Source organism: Methylomonas fluvii, assembly GCF_014850975.1.
In the GTDB taxonomy this organism is placed as follows: domain Bacteria; phylum Pseudomonadota; class Gammaproteobacteria; order Methylococcales; family Methylomonadaceae; genus Methylomonas; species Methylomonas fluvii.
Window position 1 is genome coordinate 407630 of the sequence record NZ_JACXST010000002.1, and the last position, 26283, is coordinate 433912.

At 51.8% G+C, this 26283-nt stretch carries 21 protein-coding genes; 6 read left to right on the top strand and 15 right to left on the bottom strand.

Features of this window, described 5'->3' with window-relative positions; translation table 11 throughout:
- Nucleotides 1-3: 3 nt before the first annotated feature.
- Genes gspE through EBB_RS11370 form a run of 3 tightly spaced genes read right to left on the bottom strand, consistent with a single transcriptional unit; the run spans nucleotide 4 to nucleotide 3967 of the window.
- A complete protein-coding gene (gspE, locus tag EBB_RS11360) occupies nucleotides 4-1509 on the bottom strand; it encodes a type II secretion system ATPase GspE (RefSeq protein WP_192393972.1) in 1506 nt (501 codons plus the stop codon).
- Entirely contained in the window at nucleotides 1496-3400 is a 1905-nt protein-coding gene (gene gspD / locus EBB_RS11365) for a type II secretion system secretin GspD (RefSeq protein ID WP_192393973.1), read from the bottom strand. Before gspD ends, gspE begins: the two co-directional genes overlap by 14 nt.
- 21 nt (nucleotides 3401-3421) lie before the next feature.
- Complete coding sequence (locus EBB_RS11370; RefSeq protein ID WP_192393974.1) at nucleotides 3422-3967, bottom strand: type II secretion system protein N; 546 nt, start codon at nucleotides 3965-3967, stop codon at nucleotides 3422-3424.
- Between the two features lie 149 nt (nucleotides 3968-4116).
- On the opposite strand from EBB_RS11370, the gene EBB_RS11375 reads away from it, so the two are divergent.
- The 4 genes from EBB_RS11375 to EBB_RS11390 all read left to right on the top strand — a co-directional run bounded on the left by EBB_RS11375 (nucleotide 4117) and on the right by EBB_RS11390 (nucleotide 8898).
- The gene (locus tag EBB_RS11375; RefSeq protein ID WP_192393975.1) at nucleotides 4117-5256 is read left to right on the top strand and encodes a hypothetical protein; all 1140 of its coding nucleotides are present in this window, start codon (nucleotides 4117-4119) and stop codon (nucleotides 5254-5256) included.
- A gap of 57 nt (nucleotides 5257-5313) precedes the next feature.
- The gene (locus tag EBB_RS11380; RefSeq protein ID WP_192393976.1) at nucleotides 5314-7569 is read left to right on the top strand and encodes a hypothetical protein; all 2256 of its coding nucleotides are present in this window, start codon (nucleotides 5314-5316) and stop codon (nucleotides 7567-7569) included.
- Between the two features lie 460 nt (nucleotides 7570-8029).
- Nucleotides 8030-8413, top strand: a complete 384-nt coding sequence (locus EBB_RS11385; RefSeq protein WP_192393977.1) for a Rap1a/Tai family immunity protein — start codon at nucleotides 8030-8032, stop codon at nucleotides 8411-8413.
- Nucleotides 8410-8898: a T6SS effector amidase Tae4 family protein gene (locus EBB_RS11390; RefSeq protein WP_192393978.1), complete on the top strand. Its 489-nt coding sequence runs from the start codon at nucleotides 8410-8412 to the stop codon at nucleotides 8896-8898. Before EBB_RS11385 ends, EBB_RS11390 begins: the two co-directional genes overlap by 4 nt.
- A gap of 105 nt (nucleotides 8899-9003) precedes the next feature.
- Here EBB_RS11390 and EBB_RS11395 read toward each other — a convergent pair whose 3' ends face one another.
- The 6 genes from EBB_RS11395 to EBB_RS11420 form a co-directional block, all read right to left on the bottom strand.
- Nucleotides 9004-9237, bottom strand: a complete 234-nt coding sequence (locus EBB_RS11395; protein WP_225587408.1) for an REP-associated tyrosine transposase — start codon at nucleotides 9235-9237, stop codon at nucleotides 9004-9006.
- 81 nt (nucleotides 9238-9318) lie between these two features.
- Nucleotides 9319-10665, bottom strand: coding sequence for an IS5 family transposase (locus EBB_RS11400; protein ID WP_225587194.1), 1347 nt, complete (start codon nucleotides 10663-10665; stop codon nucleotides 9319-9321).
- 312 nt (nucleotides 10666-10977) lie between these two features.
- A complete protein-coding gene (locus tag EBB_RS11405) occupies nucleotides 10978-11565 on the bottom strand; it encodes a metal-dependent hydrolase (RefSeq protein ID WP_192393979.1) in 588 nt (195 codons plus the stop codon).
- Between the two features lie 192 nt (nucleotides 11566-11757).
- Nucleotides 11758-12540 (bottom strand): polyphosphate kinase 2, encoded by a 783-nt coding sequence (gene ppk2, locus EBB_RS11410; protein WP_192393980.1) that lies wholly within the window; start codon nucleotides 12538-12540, stop codon nucleotides 11758-11760.
- Nucleotides 12541-12583: 43 nt separating this feature from the next.
- Nucleotides 12584-13903, bottom strand: a complete 1320-nt coding sequence (gene nosR, locus EBB_RS11415) for a response regulator c-di-GMP phosphodiesterase, NosR family (protein ID WP_192393981.1) — start codon at nucleotides 13901-13903, stop codon at nucleotides 12584-12586.
- Between the two features lie 19 nt (nucleotides 13904-13922).
- A complete protein-coding gene (locus EBB_RS11420; protein WP_192393982.1) occupies nucleotides 13923-15707 on the bottom strand; it encodes a bacteriohemerythrin in 1785 nt (594 codons plus the stop codon).
- A 102-nt stretch (nucleotides 15708-15809) separates the two neighbouring features.
- On the opposite strand from EBB_RS11420, the gene EBB_RS11425 reads away from it, so the two are divergent.
- Nucleotides 15810-16217 (top strand): oxidoreductase, encoded by a 408-nt coding sequence (locus EBB_RS11425; RefSeq protein ID WP_192393983.1) that lies wholly within the window; start codon nucleotides 15810-15812, stop codon nucleotides 16215-16217.
- A gap of 12 nt (nucleotides 16218-16229) precedes the next feature.
- On the opposite strand, the gene EBB_RS11430 is transcribed toward EBB_RS11425, so the two are convergent.
- From EBB_RS11430 to EBB_RS11455, 6 genes are all read right to left on the bottom strand, one after another.
- Nucleotides 16230-18116, bottom strand: a complete 1887-nt coding sequence (locus EBB_RS11430) for an ATP-binding cassette domain-containing protein (RefSeq protein WP_192393984.1) — start codon at nucleotides 18114-18116, stop codon at nucleotides 16230-16232.
- Nucleotides 18107-19327, bottom strand: a complete 1221-nt coding sequence (locus EBB_RS11435) for a competence/damage-inducible protein A (protein ID WP_192393985.1) — start codon at nucleotides 19325-19327, stop codon at nucleotides 18107-18109. The genes EBB_RS11430 and EBB_RS11435 overlap by 10 nt, the downstream gene beginning before the upstream one ends.
- Nucleotides 19324-20238 (bottom strand): AEC family transporter, encoded by a 915-nt coding sequence (locus EBB_RS11440; protein ID WP_192393986.1) that lies wholly within the window; start codon nucleotides 20236-20238, stop codon nucleotides 19324-19326. The genes EBB_RS11435 and EBB_RS11440 overlap by 4 nt, the downstream gene beginning before the upstream one ends.
- A gap of 144 nt (nucleotides 20239-20382) precedes the next feature.
- The gene (locus EBB_RS11445) at nucleotides 20383-23688 is read right to left on the bottom strand and encodes a bifunctional diguanylate cyclase/phosphodiesterase (protein WP_192393987.1); all 3306 of its coding nucleotides are present in this window, start codon (nucleotides 23686-23688) and stop codon (nucleotides 20383-20385) included.
- A gap of 123 nt (nucleotides 23689-23811) precedes the next feature.
- Nucleotides 23812-24498, bottom strand: coding sequence for a (5-formylfuran-3-yl)methyl phosphate synthase (locus EBB_RS11450; RefSeq protein WP_192393988.1), 687 nt, complete (start codon nucleotides 24496-24498; stop codon nucleotides 23812-23814).
- On the bottom strand, nucleotides 24495-25058 hold the full coding sequence (locus EBB_RS11455; protein WP_192393989.1) for a DUF447 domain-containing protein: 564 nt from the start codon (nucleotides 25056-25058) through the stop codon (nucleotides 24495-24497). The genes EBB_RS11450 and EBB_RS11455 overlap by 4 nt, the downstream gene beginning before the upstream one ends.
- A 153-nt stretch (nucleotides 25059-25211) precedes the next feature.
- Here EBB_RS11455 and EBB_RS11460 point away from each other — a divergent pair, with 153 nt between their 5' ends.
- A complete protein-coding gene (locus EBB_RS11460) occupies nucleotides 25212-26018 on the top strand; it encodes a response regulator (RefSeq protein ID WP_192393990.1) in 807 nt (268 codons plus the stop codon).
- The last annotated feature ends 265 nt before the right edge of the window (nucleotides 26019-26283 follow it).

A 26283-nucleotide genomic window follows, 5' to 3' on the forward strand; every position in this document is an offset into this window, starting at 1 on the left:
TTTTTAATCTTTTAAGGTGATGCGGATGGCTTCGTCGATGCTGGTATCGCCGTTCAGGACTTTTTCCAGCGCGCTTTGTTGGATGCTGCGCGAGCTAAGTCGCGCATACCGTTCCAATTCCAAATCGCCGGCGCCGTCATGTATCAGCTGTTGCATCGCGCTATCCAGCATGATCATTTCAAAGATCCCGGCTCGGCCTTTGTAACCGTGGTTATGGCATTGCGGACAACCTTGGGCTTGATACACCGTCACCCATTGCTCGGCATCGCCGCTATAACCCAGCTTGGCTAAATCCCGCGCCGGCACTTGCTCTGGTGTTTTGCAATGCGGGCACAATTTGCGCAACAAGCGCTGGGCGATCACCCCAACCAGACTGGACGCCAACAAGAACGGTTCTATGCCCATATCGCGCAACCGGGTGATGGCACCCACGGCGGTATTGGTATGCAAAGTCGATAGCACTAAATGGCCGGTCAAGCTGGCTTGTACCGCGATTTCGGCGGTTTCGCGATCACGAATTTCGCCGACCATCACAATGTCCGGGTCCTGCCTTAAAATCGCCCGCAAGCCTTTGGCGAAGGTCATATCCACCTTGGCATTGACTTGGGTTTGGCCGACGCCATCCAGGTAATATTCGATAGGGTCTTCGACGGTGAGAATATTGCGGCTGCGTTGATTCAACTGATTGACCACCGCATACAAGCTGGTGGTTTTGCCCGAGCCGGTTGGCCCGGTCACCAGAATGATGCCGTGCGGCCGGGCTATCATCTGCTGAATGCTGTTCAGCTCGTAATCCGACATGCCAACTTGCTTCAAGCTCAATTGGTTGGCCTGTTTGTCCAGCAAACGTAGCACCACCCGCTCGCCATGGCCGGAAGGCAAAGTCGATACCCGCACGTCCACAGTTCGGCCGCCGATATTTAAGGAAATGCGGCCATCCTGCGGCAAGCGCTTCTCGGCGATGTCCAGCTTGGCCATGACTTTCAGCCGAGAAATCACCATAGGCGCAAATTCGCGTTGCGGTTCGATAATCTCCCGTAAAGTGCCGTCCACCCGAAACCGCACCACCATGCGTTTTTCGTAGGATTCGATATGAATGTCGGAGGCGTTTTCCTTGATGGCCTCGGTCAGCAGCGCATTGATCAAGCGGATGATGGGCGCTTCGTCCTCGCTTTCCAGCAAGTCTTCCGGCTTTGGCAGATGCTGGGCCATCTCAGACAAATCCAGATTGTCCTGCATATCGGCCACCATTTGCTGGGCATGGCCGGTTTTGTGTTCGTAAACTGCTTGCAACAGACGCTCGAATTCTTCCACACCGACCGCTTCGTAACTAGCCGGCCGGTCCACAAAGCGGCGGATTTCCAACAACGCCGTTACCGTGGCTTTGGGCTGGTAAACGATACGCGCCTGCTGCGCCGAATATTCCGCAACCAGCACGCCGTGGCGCTTGGCAAAACCGTATGACGGCAGCCTGATGTCGGTTGGCGCTGTTGGTTCAGCGCTGGCCATTGCCACTGGCCTCGCCGTTATCTTGCGCGGCCGCATTGTCGTCCGCTAAGTTATCCAGCAGAGGCTGTTTCTGCTCCGGCATCAACAGCACGCCGTCTTCGTTAAACTCTTGCTGCTTGTCGCGAATATAGTTGTATTTGTCGTGGGTTAAGCCGCTGGATTTACCCGCATCCCGGATGATTTGCGGCCGCAAAAACACCATCAGATTCTTCTTGGTGATGGTCGTCGAATTGGTTTGAAACAAGTAGCCCAGATAAGGAATATCACCCAACAGCGGCACTTTATCTACGGTTTCGGTGATGTCGTCTTCGATCAAGCCACCCAATACCAGCACCTTGCCGTCATCGACCAATACGCTAGTTTCGATCTTGCGCTTATTGGTCTGCAAATCCGCCCCGGTAGTGCCTTGCACCACGCTGGAGACCTCTTGCGCCACTTTCAATTTAACCGCATTGCCTTCGTTGATCTGCGGCAACACTTTGAGCTTGATACCGATGTCTTCGCGCTGGATGGTTTGAAACGGCGTGCTCAGGCTGCCGCCGACCGACGGCGTGTATTGGCCGGTGGTTAGCGGGATGTTGCGGCCGACTATCATGCTGGCTTCTTCGTTATCCATCGTCACCAGCGACGGCGTGGATAACACGTTGACGTCGGTATCGCTGGCAAAGGCGGTGAGCAAGGCTTTTAGTTCGCTGCCGGCCAGATAACCGATGCTTAAGCCCTTGCCGGCGGAGGTAATGAATTGCGACAGATTCAAGGAATTGCCTTCACCTTTTCTGCTGGCCGCAAACACGCTGCCATCGTCCTTGGTTTGCCATTCGACGCCGATATTCTGTGATTTGTCGTAGCTGACTTCAGCAATAATCGCTTCGATATGCACTTGCGCGCGGCGCACATCCAATTGCCGGACCACTGATTTCAAGGTCAGCATTAAATCGTGCGGCGCGGTGATTATCAGCGCATTGGCGGCTTCGTCAGCCCGAATATCAAAGTCCTTGGCGGTGGTAGCTTTGGTTTTGGCTTGATCGGCTTTTTCATCCTTCAAAGATCCCACCCCGGTCAGCGTTTCCACCAATTCCTTGGCTACCGCATAACGCATATAAATCACTTCGGTATTGCCGGCTTTTTCGATCGGCGTATCCAGGTTGGCGATCAGGGCGCGCATCTGCAAGCGCATCTCCGGGTCGCCACCCAGAATAATGGAATTGGAGCGTTCGTCGGCCACCATCGGCGGCGGAACGGCGGTGGTTTTACCGGCATTATTGCTGGTCATCAGCGTATTCAGCGGCTGAATCAAATCCGCGGCGTTGGCATGCCGTAGATTGATGATTTCAATGTTTTGTAAATCGCTTTTATCGATTTGCTTGATCATCGCCGCCAAGCGCTTAACATTCGCGGCGGTGTCGGACAGGATGACGGTGTTACTTTCCGGGACCGCGCCGATAAAGGCATATTGCGGCATCAACGGTAACAAAGTCTGCACCAGCTGCGCCGCATCGACGTGATGTACCTGTAACACCCGGGTCAGTTGCTCGTCGCCGTTCTGCGAATTGCCGCGCAACTCGCTTTCCTCGCCGTCCTGCTTGGCGGTGACATTGGGAATAATCTTCACCACATTGCCGTTCGGAATCGCCGAGTAGCCATGTACCTTTAATATGGACAGGAATACATCGTAAACCTGGGCAGATTTCATCGGCGTGGAAGTTACCACCGAGATATTGCCGGTAATGCGCGGATCGATAATAAAGTTTTTACCGGTGACATCGGCCACCGTTTCGATCAGGGCGCGAATATCGACATCTTTCAGATTCAGGGAAAATTCGTCTTTTTCCGCCAGTACCATCGGGCAGAACATGGCCAGCAGCAAGCCGATCAACAAGCGTGTTTTCATTTGCAGTTTACAAGGGAGGGATTATTCGGTGGCGGTTGGTACGCGGACGCTATCTTTTTTTAATAACAAGGATTCCCGGCGTTCGCCACGCTTCAGCAACACCCGGTCAGCTTCGACAGACTGCAACACCGCGCCGCCGGGCAGTTCTTCGCCTAATTTATATTTCTTTTGCTGCCCGTCGTCTGTTTGAATGATGCCGCTGGCATTTTCCGGATTCTTGGATAAAAACATGATGCCCAGCAGTTTGAGTTGCGATTGCGTCTGCATCACGGCGTCGTTATCCAATTCGCTATTCGGGCTTTGTCCAAACAAATGCCAAGTACCAATTTCCGACAAATCCATCGGCGGATTTTGTGTGGCCGTTTCGGTTGAGATGGGCGCTGCTGACTCTGCCGGCATCTGCCCTACATCCGCCAACGCATCAGTCAGATTGGCATACAACACCGCAAGTAAATAAACCGTAGCCAGCGCTGTGGCAAGCCATTGCAGAGAAGCGCCGCCGCCTAATCCACGCGCCGCTGCTTTGCAATCGAAAGCAAATCTTGAAAATCCCGCAAATTTCATCATGCTAGGATTATGCTGGGAAAACATGACTGTTTTATGACAAAGCCGACTAGGCCGATAGCGCCCCATACGCGCCAACGGCTGACTTGCCGACAGCCATCAAGCGCTGATAAAGTCGGCCGAAAAACTGAACCCACCCACATCAACTAAGCATGAATGGATTATCAACCCTGGCACAGGCCTTTGGCAGCGCAGCGAGCCGCATCGAGGGAATCGATAAATTAGCCAGCGATTTAAATCGCTGGTATTTGCAACAGCCGCTGGACCGCAACTTCCTGCATCCCTGCTTAATCGGTGGCAAACCGGCCTTGGTGTGTCAAGCCGGCCTGAGCCGCGATGCCGCTGCGGCTTATGCCGAGTTGGCAGCAATCGCCCGGCGCTACGGTATCTCTCTAAAAGAAGACAGCCGGCAGCGAGACGATAGCGCTATCTTGCATAACCGCCGCCGTGAAGTCAGCCTGGTGTTGAGTTTTTGCATAGGCATGATGGGCTCTTCGCGCATGGTAACCGCCAGCGATTTGCAGCCGGTCAATGCCGTGCAAGCAGCCGCCAGCCAACTGGCCGAGCCGGTCAACCCTATGCAGGCCAAGCTGTCGGTCGATGAGGACGGCGCCGCGACGATACGCTTGCGCCTGCGTAAACCGCCCAGCGCGGCGGAAGTGATGACCGCATACAGCCAAAAGCAGGCCACGCTGAACAGCGATCCGTTGGCGAAAACGGAAATATCCCATTTCCTCAGCGCTATCTATCAGGCCGAGTCCGCCGATCCCGCTAATATCGCCGCAGACTTGGCGGTGATGGCCGATTATTTTTCACACTACCCGCAAGCAGTGAATTTGCTCAGCGAACTGCGCGGCCAAAAGCTGACACTCAAATACCGGCAAAATACCTGGCAAACTCAGGCTTTTGGCAACGAATTTGGCGTGGATAGCGTGACGATTTATTTCGATACCCGCTTGGGTGCGCAATTGCTGAACGATCCGGGCTGCGATAGTACACCCGCCTGTAGCATCTCGCCCGCCGACGCCTTATTGCATGAGTTGCTGCATGCCAAATTGATGTTGCTGGACAGCCAGCATTTTATCGACGGCGGCGGCATGGCCCAGACCCTGTATCCTTTCGAGCACGAACGCGAAGTGATCAATCACGAAAACCGGCTGTACCAAGACATGAACCAATTGGACGGCCGCGCCCGGCCTTTAAGGCACAGACACAGCGGCGAGTTATTGCAAGTCTCCTGCCCCGCCTGCAACCCGATAAAGCAAGTTGCGTCACGCGACCCAAGCCTGTAAAACTAGCGAAATTCCGTGATAAGCATAACAAAAACCACTCAACACAGGAGACACACAATGACGCCCACATCCAGCCGTAATGTTGCCGAAAAATGGCGGTTTGCCCGACTCGGCGGTTTCGATCAGGTTGAATTGAAACGCGGTAGCGATTTAATCGGACTGCCGGAACTGGATCAGAAATTATGGGCGGCGCTGAGTTGTCCGACCCACGGCTTATTCTTCGACAACCAAACCCTGGCGCTGCTGGATACCGATAACGACGGCCGCATCAGAGCCAACGAAGTCATCGAAGCGGTGCGTTGGGTGAGTAAAGTGCTGAAAAACCCGGCCGATTTGATTCAACAAAACACCACCCTGCCGCTGGCGGCGATTAACGACCAGGACCCTGAAGGGCAACAACTACTGGCTTCCGCGATTGAGATTTTAAAAAATCTGGGCAAGGCGGATGCGACCGAAATCACTACCGACGATCTGGCCGACATGACCAAGGTCTTCGCCAACACCCAATTCAACGGCGACGGCATCATTCCAGTTAAAGCCGCCGGCGACGAGGCCGGCCAGCAAGCCATCACCGACATCATCGCTTGCTTGGGCGAAGTTGAGGATCGCTGCGGCGAGCCGGGCATTAATCTGGAAAAAATCGAACAATTTTTTAAAGACGCCGCCGCATACTTCGATTGGTGGCAACAGAGCGACGCCGAAGCTTTGCGGATACGCAATCAAATCGCCGATACCGAAGCGGCGGCGGCCTTGCTGGCGCAAGTAAAACCCAAAATCGACGACTTTTTTACCCGCTGCCAATTGGCGGAATTCGACACCGGCGCGACCGAGTTGTTGAACCCAGCCGACAGCCGCTACGAGCAACTGGCCGACATCGACCTGTCCGCAGGCAACGAAGAACTGGCTAAATTGCCGCTGGCCGCTATCGCCGCCGGCGCTAACTTGCCGTTAAATGCCGGCTTGAATCCGGCTTGGCGGGCTGCGATAGATCAGCTAAAAACTCAGGTGCTGACACCGCTGCTGGGCGCTTTGGATAGCTTGTCCGACGCACAATGGCAAAGCGTGATCGGCCAATTCGCCGATTACCAAGCTTGGTTGCAGAAAAAGCCTGCCAATGCCGTCGAAAGCTTGGGGCTGGAGCGCATCAAAACGCTGCTGCAAAGCGATGCCCAAGCCAAATTGACCGGCTTAGTCGAACAGGATCTAGCGTTGGAACCGCAAGCCACAGCCATCGATTCGGTCGTACGCTTGCTGCATTACTACCGCGATCTTTACACCTTATTAAACAACTTCGTGTCGTTTCGCGATTTTTACAGCCCGGAACCGCACGCTATTTTCCAGGCCGGTACCTTGTACCTTGACGGCAGAAGCTGCCAATTGTGCGTGAAAGTGGACGATGTGGACGGCCACAGTAAACTGGCGGAACTGAGCAAAATCTTTCTGGCCTATTGCGTCTGCCGCCGGCAAGGCAGCAACGAAACGCTGACCATTGCCGCCGCCGTTACCGGCGGCGACAGCGACAATTTGCGCGTCGGCCGCAACGGCGTGTTTTACGACCGCAACGGCGTGGATTGGGACGCAACCATCGTCAAAATCATCGAAAATCCGATCAGCATCAAACAAGCATTCTGGGCACCTTATAAACGCGTCGCGCGGATGATTAACGAGCAATTGGAGAAAAGCGCGTCGGCCCGCGACAAAGCGGCGCACGAAAATACTTTTAAAGGCATTTCCGATGCCGGTGCCAATGCCGGACAAGGCAAGGAACCGCCGGCGCCGTTCGACGTTGGCAAATTCGCCGGGATTTTCGCTGCCATCGGTTTGGCAATTGGCGCGATCGGCACCGCGCTGGCTGCCGTGATAAGCAGCTTCATGGGCCTAGTCTGGTGGCAAATGCCGCTGGCCATCATCGGCGTGATGCTAGCGATTTCCGGCCCGTCCATGTTCATCGCTTATTTGAAACTGCGCCAACGCAATCTGGCACCGGTATTGGATGCCTGCGGCTGGGCGGTGAATGCCAAAGCCTTTATCAACATCCCCTTCGGCCGCTTGTTAACCGGCGTCGCCAAATTACCGAAAGACGCGGAAATGCAAATGGTCGATCCGTTCGGCGAAAAGCAAAGCCATTGGAAAAGCTACTTGTTTTTACTGATCTTGCTGGGTGGCGCGGCCTATGCCTGGCATAAAGGCTATATCGGACCCAAGCAAGAACCGGAACAAGCGGCCCAGGTGGAGGAAAAAGCGGCGCCAGCTAAAGTTGATGCGCCTGCTCCGGCAGCAGCTCCAGCCAAACCAGCGGAACCGGCCAAGTAAACCTTTCTTTGCAAACCACCGGAGCGGCGGCGCTTATCGGCTGTTGCTCCGATCCCGTCTAATATTGGAAATGTAGCGTGTCAATAGGCTTAGCCGTATTGCGCCGCATGTTGGCCTTAAATCTACGCGGACTGGTAATCTATTCGTTTAATATCAGTGGCAGGTTTATCAAATCGGCGTAATGCTCGTTGGTTATTGCGCCTTACGATCTTTGGCGGGACCGGTTTTGTAAACCCCGTCTGAAATTTTGAAACCGATTTTTTAAGCGGAAAAAACTTTCGGGCGGATTGAATAATCCGCCCTGCCCAATAATGCTTCGGCTACATAATGCGGCAAATATCTTTCAGCAACTCAGAGTTGCTTGTGCTTGACATAGTCAAATTACCGCCTAAGTGAGGCGCTTAATGTTTAGCATGCCTTCGCTTTGTGTGTCAGACATAATCAAAATTATTGAAATTTTATGATGAAATTTTTAACCAAACTAACAAAAATCAGCTGCGCACTTATCATGAGTACAATCGTCCTATGTGAATGCGCATATGCGAATGGTAATAACCCTAAAATAAACGAAGACAGCATAAATTTGCAGGCAAAGATATTTCTTGATGAGTTTGTAAGCTCAGATAGCAATACTCGAAAAGCGGCTAGGCTTTATTTGCTTGGCGTTTTAGACGCCACGGAAGGTAAGGTGTGGTGTGGCTTCAAGACGCTAAAAACTGCCACATTAAATGAATTTATATTTGAATATATGAAAAAACTTGAGCCAACTCAATTGGAACGTCGTGCATCCGAGATAATTGAAGAATCACTGAAAAAATCATTTCCTTGTAGAGAAAAGCCATGAAGCCAACATTTCAGACACTTAAAAGCAATCATTACTCATCTGAACCTAGCAGTACAAACTATAAATCTGCCGCAGATGTGTATGCGGAAATTGGCCACAAGCTAAATGACTTATTAGCCCAGAATGCTGGTTATGCTAACACTTGCGCCACTCGAATGAGTATTGCACTTCTTCACTCTGGCGTTTCCTTCACGGGACGATTATCGGTAAAAGCAGGATATTTAAAAGGCAAAAAGATTGAACCAGGGGCAAAGTTATTAGCGGATCAGTTAATGTTAGCGCACATTTTCGGCAGACCAGAAATTATTGATCCGGCAAAAGCTAAAACGTTACTTACAAATAAACGAGGACTCATATTTTTTTGGAAAATCACCGGATATGATGGCGGGCACATTGATCTGATTGAAACAAGCAATAATATCCAGCTATGCAATTCTCACTGTTACTTTAACTGCAAAGAAATATGGTTTTGGGCGCTAACCTAAAAACTTAATATGTTTAAAATTTTTTCCTCGCTCTTTTTTGCCACGACTTTTTGAAACACCTTCACCGGTTGATATTTTTCTGGAAAAACACCCTTTCAATAAATTTCATCGCATTGAATAATCGCCATCATCTGGCGGCAACGTCCAAATGCAATGCAAATGATCGGGCATGATCACCACGGCATTAATATAAAATGGTTTTCGGATTTTTACATACCGAAAGGCTTGGCTTAATACGTCAATTTTCTCAATCAATAATCGATTGTTCTTGCGTTCCGCAAGATTGACGGTGAAAAACCACAAGGCTTTGGGTATATAAAAACGTCGATATTCGGTCATGACTTTTGGCTACTCGATCGATGCGCATCCTAACGTCGGTAGTCGTCCCTGAAAAAGCCGATATTTTCCGAACACCAGCATTCAGGCCGACAATAAAAACGGCGCGCTCAATGGCCGCGCCAAAATCCGACATGGCGGTCTCCAAAAATGAGGCAAAAAAATCCTCAACTGCCTGAGGATCATACGGATATTGTGGCCAGCACCGCATAAGATGGCATGCATGGCATCGCCCAGTTCGCCTTTCAGGTAATTGCGGCCCAGCAATCCGTCGTTTTTGAGGTGCCCGATGACGGGTTCGATGGCATTGCGGCGTTTGAGGGCGCGTTTGAGTCGCCGGGTGTTTATTCCTCTCTTTTGCCGGGCTTTGTAAATGGTCACGTTCGGGACCTCGACACCACGGTATCCTAAATCCACAAAAGCTTCTTTTGCGCGTGTACCGCTTAGAATCTCCGCCTGTTCCAGACACGATTCCAGGGTGTGTCCATCGTAGGGATTACCGGAAAAGCTGCGGGCGCCGAGCACAAAATTACTTTTGTTGGTGACGGTGATGCCCACTTTGACGCCGAATTCATACTTCTTGTGGACTTTGCCTTTGGAAATGCATTCGACTTCCGTGGCGTGGAAACTGTACAGCTTGTTTTTATCCTGGGGTTGTTGGTTCAAAATCCGTTGGGTTTTCTCTAGCGTCTCTTTAAAAGCCAATTTGACTGCATCGGATTGATCCGTCAATTGGCGCTCGATATCTCGGTAAACCCGACCCACCAAAGTTTTGAGCTGTTTGAGCATTTTGCGTTTGCGCTTCATTTGCTTGGCATGACTGTACCGGTTCGCCATCATCAGCAAATAGGGGGCTTTGCGGTTGTAGTTCTGCCGTAGTGTAATCTCATGCTGCTCAGCCAGACGTACCATGTGCTGGCGACAGCGTTCATACAATTTTCCATCGGTCGGATACGTGATGGCTTTCTCTTGCACCGTGCTATCAACCGTCACCGATTCAAAATCCTGTTTCTTCACGGTCTTGCTGGCTACGCCAGCCTGGATCGTCACCGATAACATCCACTCGCAACCTTCTTCTCCGATCCGTTTTCGCCAATAGGTCAGTGACGTGGGGTGGCAAGGTATCTGGTGTTGGAAATACTCTTCGCCACAAAAATATTGCCAATAGGGATTTTCAAGCCACTGTGCCACGACCGCTTCGTCCGAGCGTGCAAACGCATGTTTGAGGTAATGAAGCCCGGCAATAAGACGCGTTGGCAACGCCGGAGCGCCTTGGTTCTCGGTAAAAAATTCACCGAACGCATCATCCAGTACTTTCCAATCGATCAAATTTGCCAGTTGGTAAAGCTCATGCTTCGGATTCAACAGGTCGGCCAGTGGTGTGTTGAATAGATCGATTTGGCCGCTACTTTCTTGGGATTTTGGCTTCATTTTCGATAAAAATTTGCAAGAAATTAATATCTATTTTACTAATTTCTTGCAATTATTGCCCGTCTTTTTCTTCAATTATTTATTGTGTTTCAATGCTTTAGCCGTGAATTTGTGGCTTTTCAGGGGCGACTAAGTAAGGATGAACACGATTTTTTTGTCCAAGCAGAATTAAGGCCGTAAGGCGTGAATAGGCGTAGCAGTATTGCGCCGTATGTTGGTCATAAATCATTCGGCGCATGCGCTTAAGCTAATACGCCCTGCGCGGGCTATTAGCGCACCTTATCGGGTTCAAAATATATGAATAACTTGTGTTTATCGTTTAAGACCAAACCCAACGAACATACCGACAACCAGGGTAATATAAAACACATAACGCATCGCTTTATATCTTTGAAACAACATTGTTTTTAAATTACAAGAAATTAACATAGAAACAGGCATTAAAATCACTAACTCAATGAGGATATTGCGCCAAAGATAAATGTTTTTTATATCGATATGCCCCGCGCTTGGCAAAATTCCAAAAGGTAACTTTATTAAACTCGAATTTATTGGCCAAAACAGCGGCATAGGATGAACGCCCACCAGTAAATCCAATATCAAGTGAGAAAAGCTAGCCATATAAAACAATCCATGAGGAACCGAGATAAAAGTATTTTTTAATAAAAATTTCTTGGCACATGAGGCAATCAAACCAATGACGAAACAAAATAATATTGAATGCGTTACTCTTGGCTCTATTTGATAGTCAAATACCCAATAAACCAAGTAATCCATATCTGGACTTATACCCAGTCCGATAAAAAATATACACATAAAAGCAGCGCCGCCAGATTTAATTTCGTGCTTTCTGGCAAAAATGGCTGAACTGATCAAAGCATGCCCGACAATTGATGACATGTAATGTTTCCCATTTTTAAAGTCAGGTAGGATGGACACAATCTTTGTGCCCACGCGGAATTAAAGCAATCACGTGAAATGGTGGGCAGAAAAGCGTTGCCCACCACATTTGAATATGGCTTGATCAACTGTCTATTCAGACTGGTGTATACAGGTATTTACCCACCACCCAACTTCTTTCCTGCCGAATCCTCACGGCGCAATCATGCCATTGTGCAAATAGCTTTCTTCGTAATTAAACACGATATTCGCATCCGGCAAGACCAGCGATTCGTCCTTGCCTTTGTAATCCAAACGAAACAATAAATCCTTGATGATATTGATCCGTGCGGCTTGTTTATCGTCGGATCTAACGACCGTCCAGGGCGCGGATAAATGGTGGGTTCTGGCGAACATGATGTTGCGGGCTTCACTGTATTGCTGCCAGTGTTTCTGTGCTTCCTTGTCGATGGGGCTGATTTTCCATTGTTTCAGCGGATCTTTTTGGCGTTGTTTTAAGCGTTCTTTTTGTTCGGCTTTGCTGATGTCCAGATAGTATTTCAGCAGCTTGATGCCGGAGCGCACCAGCAGCTGTTCGTAATGCGAGACGGTTTCGATGAACTCGTGGTATTCGTCATCGTTGCAAAAGCCCATCACCCGCTCCACACCGGCCCGGTTATACCAACTGCGGTTGAACAACACCATTTCCTGGGCGGCCGGCAAATGGTGGGTATAGCGTTGGAAATACCAGGTGCTGAGGTCGCGGTCGGACGGTTTGCCCAGTGCCACCACCCGGATTTCCCGAGGACTAAGATGTTGAATGATGCGCTTGATAGTGCCGTCTTTGCCGCCGGCGTCGCGGCCTTCCAGGATGATCAGAATTTTGTCACCATGCTTGATGATGTGATTCTGCAACTTCACCAGCTCCACCTGCAGTAGCTGTAAAGTGTCTTTATAACCTTGCTTGTCGGCTTTGGGTGGGTGCTTTTTGCTCATAGTTACCTACCTATCTAAAATGGTTTCCGCCGTTCCGGCTTATTCAACCGCGTTGTCGCTCACTGCCCATTCTCACCCGCAAAATCAGATTTTTCTTTTGCTTCCTGAGTTCAAGAATGTCTTCGACGTTTTTTTCGTTGAGAATCTGATTCTTTAAATACAAGACGTCGTTACAAATAATCTCGGCAGCTTCCATGCCTGCTTGCAACTGGGTCCAGGAAATTTCGATAATCGGCCGTTCATCGACGGTTTCCGATTCGGCGAGCAGCGCCAGAAAGGTATCGACTACCAGTGGGTCGTAGTCCTTGGCTTTTTTGCTCAGCAACCGCACTTTCACTTGCTCGGTCGTCATCGCGGTGCCGGTGATAGAGCCGTCCAGATAATTGATATAGTCGCGCACCAGGGTCAATATCCTGGCCCCCAAGGGTATCTCCGCGCCAGCCCAACCCAAAGGCTGCCCAGAACCGTCGAAATGTTCGTATTGGGCGGCGATGAGTTCGGCGGCGTTATGCAAGGGTTCCAATCCTTTTAATAGCGTTTGCCCTTCCAAAGCGTGGTTTAGATAGCGTTTGCGTTGCAGGCTATTCATGCTTAACAAAGCCTGGGTCAGCAAACTGTCCGGTAAGCTCATTTTGCCGATTTGCAGCAACAGGCCGGCATAAACCAAATCCTTCAGCTCGGCGGCATCCATGCCCAGCCGCCGTCCAACTTCCCGGGCATTTTCCGCCACATATTTGGCATGACCGCTTTTGATACCCGGCCGCATTTCGATAGTTTTGGCGAACACCTTAACCGAGTCGGCATACTGTCTTTTCAAGGCATCGTGGGCTTGATCGATCATCTGCAAGGACTTTCTCAGCTGCTCGGTGCGCTTTTCGACCTTGTCTTCCAAGCCGGCATTTAGCTCTTTCAGCTCCTGATTTTGCCGGTTGATAATATCGAACAGCTGCCGACGTTCGTCGCGCAAGCGCTTTTGTTCCAGCGCGTTGTTCACCAGAATTTTCAGCTCGTTGTCTTCCCAAGGCTTGCTGCAATAACTGTAGATCTTGCCTTTGTTGACGGCGGCGATGGTCGATTCAATGTCGGCATAGCCGGTCAGTAAAATTCGCACGATATTCGGCCAGCGTTCGGCCGCTCTGGTGAGAAACTCGGCGCCATCCATCTGCGGCATCCGCATGTCGGAGATAATCAGATCGATAGGGTGTTGCGCCAAAATTTCCAGGCCGTCGGCTCCGCCCTCCGCCATATAGACTTGATATTCCGCGCCGCGAAACAAGCGTCGCAGGGCCTTTAAGACATTGGGCTCGTCATCGACGAATAACAAATTGGCAACGGTTTGGGGGTCTGGGGAAAATTCGGTCATGGCGCGGCTGCGATAATCGTTAACTGGCAGGGGTACGGGTCGGCAAATAAATCCGGAAGCGCGTCCCGCGGCCTATTTCCGAATCTATCTCGATACGACCATGATGGTCCTGGATGATTTTGTACGATAGCGACAAGCCCAGGCCGGTGCCTTTACCGACCGGCTTGGTGGTAAAAAATGGATCGAATATCCGCATTCGGGTCGCCTCGCTCATACCTTGGCCGGTATCCTCCACGTCCACCCAAACCCAATCGGCATCCTGATAACCGGTACGCACCGTGATTTTGCCGAAATCTTCAATGGCTTGCGCGGCGTTGACCAATAGATTCATGAATACCTGATTGAGCTGAGCGCCGACGCATTCGAAAGGTTTGATACCGCCGTATTCCTTCACCACTTCGGCCTTGTATTTCAGTTCGTTGTTGACGATATTCAAGGTCGCATCAATACCGGCTTCCAAATCAAACATTTCCCGGCCCTGCTTATCGATCCGGGAAAAATCGCGTAAATCCTGGACGATTTTCTTCGCGCGAGTCGCGCCTTCCATCGACTCTTCCACCAGATCGGCGGCGTCATCTTTCAGAAAATCCAGATCGACCGCATTTTTAAACTGTTTAAACGCTTGCACGTCTGGGTGGTTATCCGCCAATTGCCCGGCCAGACGCTCAGCCAATTCGGCGGCCTTGGTGAGTTCTTGGATGTATTGTTTAAGGCTGTTCAGGTTGGAATAAATATAGCCGAGCGGATTATTGATCTCGTGCGCCACCCCGGCGGCCAATTGGCCGATCGAGGCCATTTTTTCCGATTGCACCAGATGGGCCTGGGTTTCCTGGAGTTTCTGATTGAGCAGGGTTTGCTGGTTTTTTTCCATCTGCAGCGTCTGATTCGCCTCTGTCAGCGCTTGGGTGCGCTCGCGAACCCGTTCTTCCAGTTGTTGGTTCAGTTTCAGCAAAACGGTTTCCGCCTGCTTTTGCGTGCTGATGTCCATCCCGCAGCCCATCAAGCCGGCAAATTTACCGTTCTTGCGCATCCTGGGCACGGCGGTTTCCAGAATCCAGATTTCCTTGGCATCCGCCGTACACAGCCGGTACTGAATCTTGAACTTGGTCAATTCCTGCGCGGCTTGCTGATAGGTCTGCACCACCTTGTCTCTATCGTCCGGGTGTATCGTGTTCAGCCATTGTCGGCGATCGACGAAACCGCGTTCGATGTGAAAGGTTTTAAACCAGAAACGATTGCAAAAAATCGGTAGGTTTTTGGCGTTGGTGATCCAGATCAGGGCCGGCAGATGGTCGGCAAGTTCCTTGAAACGCTCTTCGCTTTCCCGCAAAGCCGAATACAAATTGCTGTGCAAAATATCGACATGTTCATCCTTATCGATACTGACTTGCTCGGCGTCGATGCCCTGATTAAGGCTGATCGCCATCAACTTGTCGGTTTTTAAAATATGGTGGCAAAGCCAATCCACCAAAAAATCCAACAAATCCTTGGAAATGACCGAAACATCGGATTGCGCCTCGACATGCACTTGCTGCATTTTATCGATAAATTCTTGATGTTGCTGGCAATGCTGGTCCTGCATCCGCGGATTGAAGCCTGCCTCCATCATCAGTTGCTCTTCGTGTTGGAAGTGCTCGACGGTGTACTCGACCAACTGCTTGACGGTTTCCAGCACGGTTTGCAGGTCTGCGCCCAAGGCGTTTAGTTCATCCAGGCGATTAATCAGCGCGACCAGATGCCGATGCTGATTATCCACACTGTCTATGCCGACCAGCAGTTGGTCGTTCCACGTTAAAATACTCATCCGCGATCCATTCTCAGGAGGGTCAAGTCTGATTACCGACCATTGGCATTATGGCACAATGCATTTACGCTGTCGGTTATTTCAAAACTCAGGTTTATTGGTATGGATATTCAAGATTTCGACGGTTTACAAGCCTTGCTGGATTCAACGTTTCCGAAAACCTGTCGCAGTTGCGGTTACGTGTATATCTCGGCCGAGCAGTTTTTTATCGAAACCCAAGACATGCCCCATGGTCGTTCATCGTTACGGTCGGCCATCGAGGACGACGGCTTAATTCTAGTGGAAGTATTCAGAAACTGCCGCTGCGGCTCTACGCTGATGGATGAATTCGGTTGTCGGCGCGACCAAAACCAGAACGGCCTGCAGCAGCGTCTGGCTTTTGAGAAGATGTTGCAGGCCATGCAAGCCCGAAACATTCCCGCAGACGTTGCTCGCATGGAGATTATCAAATTTTTACAAGGCCACCCCAATACGCTGGTGGCGCTGCTGAATATTGAACTGTTGCTCTAAGCAGCAACCCGCTCAACCCTGCAGGGCTTCCAATTCATCCCAACGCTGATAGGCCTGGCTTAGATCGGCCTCGGCGGTCTGCAATTGCGCCAGCTTGGCGGCCACCGCCTCCGGACTTTGCTTATAAAAATTGGCCTCGTTCATTTCCGCAGTCAGCTGGGTTTGCAATGTTTCCAGTTGTTCGATCAGCGCCGGCAGTTGTTCCAATTCCCGCTGCTCTTTAAAGCTCAGCTTTTTGGCCGGGCTGGTTTTGGGCTTTTCCTTTTTAACCGCTTGCTCAGCAATTTTTACCGCTTCGGCTTTTTTATTCTGCTCCATCAGGGCAAACCAGTCGGCGTAACCGCCGATGTATTCTTCCACCCTGCCCTCGCCTTCAAACACCAGTACGCTGGTGACGACGTTATCCAGAAACGCCCGGTCATGGCTGACTAATAACAGCGTGCCTTGGTAATCAACCAGTTTTTCTTCCAAAATTTCCAGGGTTTCCAAATCCAGGTCATTGGTCGGTTCGTCCATCACGATCAGGTTGGCAGTTTTGGTGAACAAGCGCGCCAGCAGCAGGCGATTTTTCTCGCCGCCGGACAGGCTTTTCACCGGCGAGCGGGCCCGGGCCGGCGCGAATAAAAAGTCGGCCAGATACGACATCACATGGCGCTTGCCATCCGGCGTATCGACAAACTCGCCGCCGTCCAGTACGCTGTCGGCCACCGAGATTTCCGGGTCGAGCTGTTCGCGCAATTGGTCGAAATAGGCGATTTGCAGATTGGTGCCCAGCTCGATGCTGCCGGTGGTCGGTTGCAATTGGCCGAGCAACAACTTCAACAAGGTGGATTTGCCGGCGCCGTTGTTGCCGATTAAACCGATCTTGTCGCCGCGTTCGATGCGTAGCGAAAAGTCCTTGATGATGGGTTTGTCCTGATATTGAAAATTGACATCGATGGCTTCGACGACTTTTTTGCCGGAGGCTTCGCCTTTATTCAAACTGAGTTTGGCGGTGCCTTGGGTATTGCGGCGTTCCGAGCGCTCGGCGCGCAATTTTTTTAAGGCTCTGACTCGTCCTTCGTTACGGGTCCGCCTGGCCTTGACGCCTTGCCGGATCCAGACTTCTTCCTTGGCCAGTTTTTTGTCGAACTCGGCGTTTTGATTGGCTTCGTCTTCCAAAGCCGCCGCCTTGCGCGCTAGGTAATCCTGATAATTACCGGCCCAGGAAGTCAATTGGCCGCGATCCAGATCGATAATCCGCGTCGCCAGTTTTTGTAAAAATGCCCGGTCATGGGTGACAAACATCACCGCGCCCTGGAAGGCCAGAATTTGTTCTTCCAACCAGGCGATGCTTTCGAAATCCAAATGGTTGGTCGGCTCGTCCAGCAACAACACTTCCGGCTCGATCACCAAAGCGCGCGCTAGTGCGACTCGGCGCTTCCAGCCGCCGGACAGGCTGCCGACCAGCACGTCTGCCGGCAATTGCAGTTTGCTCAATACCGCTTCGACCCGGGTTTGAAATTCCCAGCCATTGTCGGCTTCCAGCTTATGTTGCACATCGCCCAAGGCTTGCAGGGATTGCTCGCTGCCGTCCATATGGCTCAACAATTCATGGTAACGGGCGATTACCCGGCCCAATTCGCCAAGTCCACCAGCGACGGCTTCGTAGATCGTGTCGTTTTCGTCCAGATTGGGCGATTGCTCCAGCCAAGCCAGGCGCAGTTCCGGCTGTTTCCAAATTTCGCCATGATCGGCATGAATATCGCCGGCGATGATTTTCATTAATGTGGATTTGCCCTCGCCATTGCGGCCCAGCAGGCCGACCCGCTCGCCAGCGTCGAGTTGAAAGGCGGCGTTATCGAGCAGCGCGTGGGTGCCGAAGGCGATGGAAACATTGGTTAAACGGATTAAAGGCATTTGTTTTGTAGGTAACGTCTGAGTAAGTCCAGCGCGAATAAAGCCGCCTGGTTTTGTTTGGTTTTAAGGGCGCCATAGGCACTAAGCTGGGTCGAGACCACGCCGCTGGGCGTGGCTAGGGCATTGTAAAGGACTATGGCTTTATCTTTATCCCGGTAATCTTCGGCGCTGCCGCTAAAAAGCTGGATTAAGGCAAAATCGGTTTGCTCGCGGGCTTTCAGTTGTTCAGCCCAAATTTTGGCGATGGGCAGTAAATCACCGCCTCCGACTTCGCCTGCGCCGGTGTTGCGTCCCCAATCCAGATTGATTTCAACGCGCCTCAGCCAGTCGCACCCCAAGCATTTGGCGGCTAACTGGCCCTGACTGGCGGTTTCCAGCAAGGCTAGCGAATAGGATTTCCGGCTCATGGCTTTGCTCACGACGTCCAGCAGATCGCCCTGCGCTTCGTCCAGGCCATCGTTGGCAAACACGTAATCGCCGATTCTGTCAGCCACGGCGGCCACGCAATCACGTTTTTCTTGCTCGGGAAAACTGCTGGCAAACAATAGTTTGGTCTGCACCTCATCGGGCGCTGCACGAAACCCCAGTTGCACACCCGCGGGCACATCAAAATCCGCCAAGCATTGCTGAATCGCCGATTCGCCTATGCCTATGCTGCGCAAGCTAACCAAACACGCCGGCTGCAGCTCAAAACCCTGCAACAATTGCGGCCTGACTAGCGAGGTAAACATATTCTTCATTTCCGACGGCACACCCGGCAAACACACGAACCAGCAGCGTTTGAATCGCAAAGCAAAACCCGGCGCGGTGCCGTAAGCGTTGTCGATACGTATTGCCGACTGCGGCAGCATGGCTTGCTTGCGATTTGCAGGCGGCATGACGCGATTGCGGCGGGCGTAATACTGTTGAATGTCGGCAAAGGCCTGATCGTCGAATCGTAAAGGCTGACCGCTGGCGATACTAACTGCTTCGGCGGTTAAGTCGTCGATAGTCGGCCCTAAACCGCCAGTGCAAATACAGCAATCGGCGCGCTCGGCGATTTCCGTGAACAATGCCACCAAATCGTCCACGTCATCGCCCACGGCGGTGTGGCGTTTCAGCGTAAAGCCCAACTCAACCAATTGCTGGGAGAGCCAGGCGGCGTTGCTGTCCACGGTTTGCCCGCAGACAATTTCCTCGCCTTGCGAGAATATTTCGGCAATCTGTTTCATAACACCCGATACCAGAGCGGTAAGCTCACTAAACTCAAAGCCGTCGTCACCGTCACGGCCATTGCATATAAGCCGCTATCCAGTTTATAGCGGTCGCACAGGACGATGCCCATCACCATACTCGGCATGGCTATATCCATCACGGCCGCCGCCCTGGGCTGACCAGTCAAATTGAGCAGGTTTGCCAGCCACAAGGCAATCAGCGGCATCAACCCTAGTTTAACTAATGCAGTAGGGGCGATGAACGGTAAGTTGGGCAGGCGTATATCCCGCCAGCTAAGCGCCAGACCTAACGAAAAAATCATCAACGGTGCGACCGCTCCAGAACATTTTTGCAGTAAGCCGGCCACCCAGAACGGGATCGGCACCTGATTGAGGTTTAACACGACCGCGACAAACGCGGCCCAGAACGGCGGCGCATTGAAAAATGCCAACACCGATTTTGGTTTGGGTTCGCCGCTAGCGCCGTAATGGCGGGCCAGCATGATGCCCAGGGTATACACTAGGGGCGCTTCGGCAAACAAATCAATTTGGATGACCAAAGACCGGGTCCAGTCGCCGAAAATCTGCTCCAACACCGGCAAGCCCAGATAGGTGACGTTTGGAAAAGCCGCCGCCAAAATCACCGCCCCGGTTTGCGGGTTTTTAAATCTAAACAGCTTAGCAAGCAGCCAAGTCGCCAAAATCGACAACAAGATGCTGATAAAACCCAACGCGGAGTACTGTAGCGATTGCCAACCAATATCGGCCCGCCACAGCACCTCCAGCACCATAACCGGCATAAAAAAATAGTACACCACACTGGTCAATACCAACCGGGTCTGGTCCGCCGTCAAACGGTTAGGGGTTAATACTCGCCAACCGGCACCGCACAGCATCAGCACGGTCATTTGCATCAAGGTTGTATTCATGACGCGCATTTTATCAGGCTGGCGACGCTGCCACGCGGCTAAAGCATGCCGATCAACCAAGGCCCTTAAATTTTCCGGGTGGGTGATTCCCTCAAGAGCGGGGCTACGATAGTTAAAGGCCGGGTATTAATTCCAGTATTGTGACTAATATCGCTCATCGCCGGACGGCGCTTGGGCAAAGGCCTTATCGAGCAACTGTTCGAATTGGTCGGCCGGGACCGGTTTGGAAATTAAATAGCCTTGTCCGTAATCACAGCCCATTCGGTTTAATAGATCGTATTGTTCCTGGGTCTCTATGCCTTCGGCGACGACCTTAATGCCCAATTTGTGCGCCATCACGACGATGGCTTCGCATAAGGCCATATCGCTGGAGCCGGCCACCAGACTCCGGACAAACGCCTGGTCTATCTTGATGTAATCGATGTCGAATTTCTTCAAATACGCCAGGGACGAATACCCGGTGCCGAAATCGTCCAAAGCCACCTGCATCCCGCCATCGCGAAACGCCGACAGTTGCTCGCGCGTACTGTTGCTGGCATCCAATATCAAGCCTTCGGTTATTTCGACGATCACGCTCTGGCCCGGCAAATCCAGCTCTTGCAATAAGGCAAGCCATTGATTGGCTTCCATGGCTTGCCGGCGGAACTGCACCGGCGATTTGTTGACGCTGATCTGGAAATCCGGATGATAGGTTTGCCGCCACTGCTTAGCCTGGCGCGCGGCAGTGTCAAAAACCCAATCTCCAATATCAACGATAACCCCGGTATCTTCGGCGACGGGTATAAATTCGGCCGGGCTGACCATGCCCAGCGTCGGATGCAGCCAACGCAGCAGGGCTTCGGCTTTGGCGATGGTGCCGCTGGCAAATTCGATGATGGGTTGGTAATGCAGTAAAAACTGCTGACGGGCCAGCGCGCCGTGCAAATCGTTGGCTAGCCGCATGCGCAGTTGGGCGTTCTGCTGCATCAAGGCAGTGAAATATTGGTAGCGGTCGCGGCCCTGATTTTTGGCGGCGTACATCGCCTGATCGGCATTTTTTAATAAGGAATCGGTGTCCAACGCATCGTCCGGATACAGGGCAATCCCTATACTCCCTGAGATATAGGCGGTCTCATTGCCCAAACGAAACGGTTCCGCCAAGCCCTGCAAGATATTCCGGGCGATCCGGTTGACGCCATCCACTTGATCCAATTCGCCGAGAATCACGGTGAATTCATCGCCGCCCAACCTGGCGATGCTGTCGCAATCGCGCACGCAGCCGCTGATGCGCCGCGCCGCTTCCTTCAACAAGATGTCACCCATGAAGTGGCCCATGCTGTCATTGACGTCCTTGAAGCGGTCCAAGTCCAGAAACATCAATGCCACATGCCGACCATGCCGAAAAGCCTTTTTGATTTCCTGATTGAGCCGGTCTAAAAACATATTGCGATTCGGCAAACCGGTCAGCGGATCGAAATTGGCTTGCCGCCAAATCAATTCCTCGGATTTTTTGCGTTCGGTAATATCCGCGATCAAGGCCACCCGCCTGTGCACACCGCCGCTCTCATTCAGAATGGAGTTGATGGTGACCCACTGGATGCAATCCTCGCCGTTCTTACGGCGGCCGCTGATTTCGCCTGCCCACTGTCCGTGGGTATTGATCACCCGCAAGACGGTTTTATAGAAAGCCTGATCATGCGGCTCTGCGGTGGTACCGACAAAGGCCCGGCCTATCACTTCGTCCGCCAAATAACCGGTTACCGTAGTAAATGCCGGGTTGACTGTGATGATAGTACCCGTGGCATCGGTAACCATCATCGCTTCGCTACTGTTCAAATACACCAAGGCCGCCAGTTGCATTTCCTCTTCGGCGCTTTTCCGCGCGGTGATGTCCTCGTACACCCCCAACACGCCAATGGTCTGTTGCTGCAAATTACGTAAGGGCACTCTTGAGGTTCTCAAATGCATGGTTTTACCTGCCGGACCCATTAGCGTTTCTTCGTAATTCAATTTTGCTGTATTACTCTCGAGTACCTGCTTATCGTCTGCTCGATATAAGTGCGCTAGATCTCGCCAAACCAATTGCTCATCGGATTTACCGATCAATTCGGCGGGGCTCTCTAGCCCGGCATCTTTACTGAAGGCTAAGTTGGCGCCCAGATAACGGTAATTCAGGTCTTTCCAGAATACGCGGCTGGGGATGGTGTTGATGACGGTTTGCAGCATGTTTACCGAATCGGCCAGTTTGTGCATCGCTTCCAAGCGTTCGGAAATATCGCGCAAAATCAGCAATTGATTGCCTGCCAAGCTATCGCCTAATAAGACGATGTCGACCAACACCATCCGGCACCTGCCATCCTTGCAACAGACTTTCAATTCCGCGGTTTGGCTGGACTCGGTAGCGGACTGGGGAACACGCTGATAAGTATGCCAATTAGCGATGACCTGCTGCCGATATTCAGCGTCGGGATGGGCATGCCACCACCATTCCGCCAAAGTCGGAATATCGCTTAGCGCATAACCGAAGGTTTTCACGAAAGCCGAGTTCAAATAATTAATATTGCCTTGGCTATCATGCAAAGCATAGGCAATCGGCGACTCTTCGATAATGGCGTGAAATTTGGCCTCACTAACGGACAGCGCCTGATGCGCTTGATAGAGCCGCTGGTAAGGCAGTTGGATGCTGTTGAGGAAAACCGAACGGTAAATCAACCCATAGGCGATCAACTTATAGGCATGCCCGAGCAAAATATACAAATCGGTGACGCTGGCATAAAAGGTCGCGAACAACTCGCTCATGGCCATGATCGCAGCAGCCGCAGCCAAACCGGCGGGATCGTAGGTATGTTGACGGCGGGTTTGGAGTAAATAGGCGATGGCGCTGGCAGCATAGACGCCGGCCAATACATATTCGCAGGATTTTTTAAAAGGCGTTAAACCATCAACTGCATTAAAGGTGCGCGGCAACCAATCTTGATGGAAAAACACCAGCCAGCAACTGAGGACAATATAGACCAGCACACCGCTCAGCATCAACGCACGCGATACCGGTGTTATTGGCCGGTTTGGCAGCAACCATCCCATCACCAGACCTATCGCTGCAACCCCACGGGCCATTAGCCAAAAAGCGATGGCTTTTTCCGGATCGCTCTCGGTGATAAAAGCCGGCATGCCGCTGAAAGACAGGGTATGCATTAAATCGAGGACCGCCACCCCCAAGAAGCAGCAGGCCAGCATCAGGAATCCGGCGGAGTTTTCCTTTTGATAAACGCTCCAACCCACCGCGAAAACCAATGCAGAAATCACGATGGAAAAACCTTCCATCAAGGTATGCACGCCCAAGGTGTGGCTGACGAACGGCCATAAGTGGTCTGCTAGCGGAAAATACAAGCTAAGCAACTGCGCAAGTAAAAGTAGTAGCACCGTCCAAAGCAGAGGCCTGGCCTGGTTTTGTTCGCTATATTGCTCCACAGTGTTCCCTTGCTGTTTGCCGGTCTGCCAACATTATGTAGACTTAAGTCTGTTGGCGGCTAGTGTTATTGTTATGTTTTGTCGATGCTGCTATGGGTACTGTAAATTCATCAGCGGGCTCATTCAATACGCTAAAGCTCGCCAATGTTGCCTAAGTTTGTCGATTTGCCCAACGTCCAGTTGCGCGGTGCGGGAATGCTCCCGGCATAAGGCTCCGCGAAAGCCCAAATAATCCGGACCTAACTGCACTAAACCCGGGACATCGTCGACGCGCAAGGAACCGGCCAAGCCACTCAGCAACCCCAGGCTAGCGACTGTATCGACAAAAAGTTGCAATTCGTCCAGCGTCATCAACCGCGTCAATGAACCGAGTTGTTTATTGGCGGTATCCAGCATCACGCCGCGAAAACCGGCCTGGGCTAAAGCATCAATCATCGCAAAATCCGGGCGCGTATCGGCAAACAATACCGCCACCAGGGCCACGCCCCGCGTGGCAATCGCCTGTAAACCATCAAGGCAGGCCTGCCAGTCGCCGCCGGGAAAAAACCCGATTTTCACGTAATTCACCCCGGTAGCCGCCATGGCTTGCACGGCCGGCAGGACCAATTCCGGCTGCATCGGTAAATCGCCGATAGTGGCACTAACGCAGCTACCCGGTTGCAACTGGCGGACAATCTCGGCAACCTCGGCTACATCCAAAGCACCCAAAGCACCGCGAGCCGGTTGTTTTAAATCGATAATATCGACGGCGGCGGCTTCGACCAACAGCGCTTCCGCCAAACTATTCACGCTTGCCAGCATCGCGGTCATACTTGCGCTCCCCGGCGATGTTGTTCAATTGCCGCCATCAACCAATCCCAAGCCTGACGCTCCCGCTCACCGGCGGTTTTATCCAGGCCGATGCGCAAATAATCCAGCTCGGCTTGAATTTTCTCCCAGGGCAATCTATCCAGCCGGCTGATCAAAATCGCCGCTTCCAGCACTGAATATTGCGCCCGATTAAAGCCTTGAAATGGTTTGTGGTTGACCTTATGCACGGCCCGGCAAAACAATTTCGGCCGAGTGTCGTCGTTTTCGATTCGAACCAATTTCAGTTCGGTATGCGCCAAAGTGTCGGCCAAATAATACCCCGCGATTTGCTGGGCCGGCAATAAGGGCCAATCTCGACGGCCGGTCAGGCAACCGGCAAAAATCCGCACATCGTCGCAATAATTGATGACGGCGGTTTCGGTTGCCAGCAGATTATCCAGTGTGGTCGAGGGCCGAAACGGCAAGATAATGTATTGATCTTGTTCAACATGCACCCCCATCGGCGCGATGTGCGTATCGCCTTGCAGATTGACGGTGGTGACGAGGGTTTCTTGAATCATGGTGGTTTAGGTCTATCCTGAAGCGTGAAATGTTGCCGGTTTACCGGCAAACCAACGCGCAATTTTAATCTCGCCGGCTACCCTTGGGGATTTTTTTTCCAGCCGGCGCCTGCAGGATGCAACTTCGATCAACATTAACCAGGCCACACGCTTATGCACGCCATAGATATTGCCGACTTATCGATTTTGCTGATTGAACCTTCGACCACGCAATTAAAAGTCATCATGCAGCATTTACGCGACGAAGGCATTGCCAAAATCGAAGGGGTGTCCAATGCCGCGGCGGCGCTGGAAAGCTTGCATAATCACCGCCCGGATTTGATTATCAGCAGCCTATATCTGCCGGATATGATGGCTACCGAACTGGTCGAGCATCTGCGCGGTGACGAAGCCCTGAGTCATGTCCCCTTCATGCTGATTTCCAGCGAATCGAGTTTCGCGGTACTCGACACCATCCGCCAAGCCGGCGTAGTGGCTATTTTGCCCAAGCCGTTTGCGCATGACGATTTAAAAAACGCCTTACGGGCGACCATCGAGTTCATCGATCCGCAAGAAATCAGCCTGGAACATTACGACATCGAAAATGTGCGGGTATTGGTGGTTGACGACAGTCCGCTGGCCCGCAAGCATATCAGCCGGGTGTTGAACAATATGGGTATCGTCAAAATCACCCAAGCCCATGACGGTAAGGAAGGCGTGGACATATTCAGCCGGGATCAGAACGCGTTCGAGCTGATCGTCACCGACTACAATATGCCGGTGATGGACGGTCAGCAATTGATCAAAACCATACGCCAGGATTTGGGCAATTCCATCGTGCCGATCTTGATGGTCACCAGCGAAGAAAACGAAACCCGCCTCAGCAATGTCCATAAAGCCGGCGTCTCGGCGATTTGCGACAAACCCTTCGACCCGCAAACCGTGAAGGAAATGCTGTTTCGGGTGCTGGAACCGGATTGAAGCTTGCATGCACCAGCTTGCTGAAGCTTTATCTTGTTTAACCGTTCCGCCCGCTAGTAATTAACAGCCCTTGCCATAACTCCTCTTTACCTGCGCGTCTGGCAAGTGTTTGCTCCGGGCAATCGCTTGCCCAGCCTAAGTTTGAACACATAAAACCCGCCTAACCGCTCAAAGCCGCTAGCGTGCAAGCGGCAGTTTTTATAGCTGCCGGATAGTTGCGCTAATCCCATCAAGCGCACTATACTGCTTATAAAAGCAGTAACCA

What these genes read in the sequence shown, in the direction of transcription:
- EBB_RS11380 (WP_192393976.1), top strand. Translation starts at nt 5,314, where the DNA reads ATGACGCCCACATCCAGCCGTAATGTTGCCGAAAAATGGCGGTTTGCC.
- EBB_RS11440 (WP_192393986.1), bottom strand. Translation starts at nt 20,238, where the DNA reads ATGAATACAACCTTGATGCAAATGACCGTGCTGATGCTGTGCGGTGCC.
- gspE (WP_192393972.1), bottom strand. Translation starts at nt 1,509, where the DNA reads ATGGCCAGCGCTGAACCAACAGCGCCAACCGACATCAGGCTGCCGTCA.
- gspD (WP_192393973.1), bottom strand. Translation starts at nt 3,400, where the DNA reads ATGAAAACACGCTTGTTGATCGGCTTGCTGCTGGCCATGTTCTGCCCG.
- EBB_RS11425 (WP_192393983.1), top strand. Translation starts at nt 15,810, where the DNA reads ATGGATATTCAAGATTTCGACGGTTTACAAGCCTTGCTGGATTCAACG.
- EBB_RS11395 (WP_225587408.1), bottom strand. Translation starts at nt 9,237, where the DNA reads ATGACCGAATATCGACGTTTTTATATACCCAAAGCCTTGTGGTTTTTC.
- EBB_RS11405 (WP_192393979.1), bottom strand. Translation starts at nt 11,565, where the DNA reads ATGTCATCAATTGTCGGGCATGCTTTGATCAGTTCAGCCATTTTTGCC.
- EBB_RS11455 (WP_192393989.1), bottom strand. Translation starts at nt 25,058, where the DNA reads ATGATTCAAGAAACCCTCGTCACCACCGTCAATCTGCAAGGCGATACG.
- EBB_RS11400 (WP_225587194.1), bottom strand. Translation starts at nt 10,665, where the DNA reads ATGAAGCCAAAATCCCAAGAAAGTAGCGGCCAAATCGATCTATTCAAC.
- ppk2 (WP_192393980.1), bottom strand. Translation starts at nt 12,540, where the DNA reads ATGAGCAAAAAGCACCCACCCAAAGCCGACAAGCAAGGTTATAAAGAC.
- EBB_RS11385 (WP_192393977.1), top strand. Translation starts at nt 8,030, where the DNA reads ATGATGAAATTTTTAACCAAACTAACAAAAATCAGCTGCGCACTTATC.
- EBB_RS11435 (WP_192393985.1), bottom strand. Translation starts at nt 19,327, where the DNA reads ATGAAACAGATTGCCGAAATATTCTCGCAAGGCGAGGAAATTGTCTGC.
- EBB_RS11450 (WP_192393988.1), bottom strand. Translation starts at nt 24,498, where the DNA reads ATGACCGCGATGCTGGCAAGCGTGAATAGTTTGGCGGAAGCGCTGTTG.
- EBB_RS11370 (WP_192393974.1), bottom strand. Translation starts at nt 3,967, where the DNA reads ATGATGAAATTTGCGGGATTTTCAAGATTTGCTTTCGATTGCAAAGCA.
- EBB_RS11420 (WP_192393982.1), bottom strand. Translation starts at nt 15,707, where the DNA reads ATGAGTATTTTAACGTGGAACGACCAACTGCTGGTCGGCATAGACAGT.
- nosR (WP_192393981.1), bottom strand. Translation starts at nt 13,903, where the DNA reads ATGACCGAATTTTCCCCAGACCCCCAAACCGTTGCCAATTTGTTATTC.
- EBB_RS11390 (WP_192393978.1), top strand. Translation starts at nt 8,410, where the DNA reads ATGAAGCCAACATTTCAGACACTTAAAAGCAATCATTACTCATCTGAA.
- EBB_RS11430 (WP_192393984.1), bottom strand. Translation starts at nt 18,116, where the DNA reads ATGCCTTTAATCCGTTTAACCAATGTTTCCATCGCCTTCGGCACCCAC.
- EBB_RS11460 (WP_192393990.1), top strand. Translation starts at nt 25,212, where the DNA reads ATGCACGCCATAGATATTGCCGACTTATCGATTTTGCTGATTGAACCT.
- EBB_RS11375 (WP_192393975.1), top strand. Translation starts at nt 4,117, where the DNA reads ATGAATGGATTATCAACCCTGGCACAGGCCTTTGGCAGCGCAGCGAGC.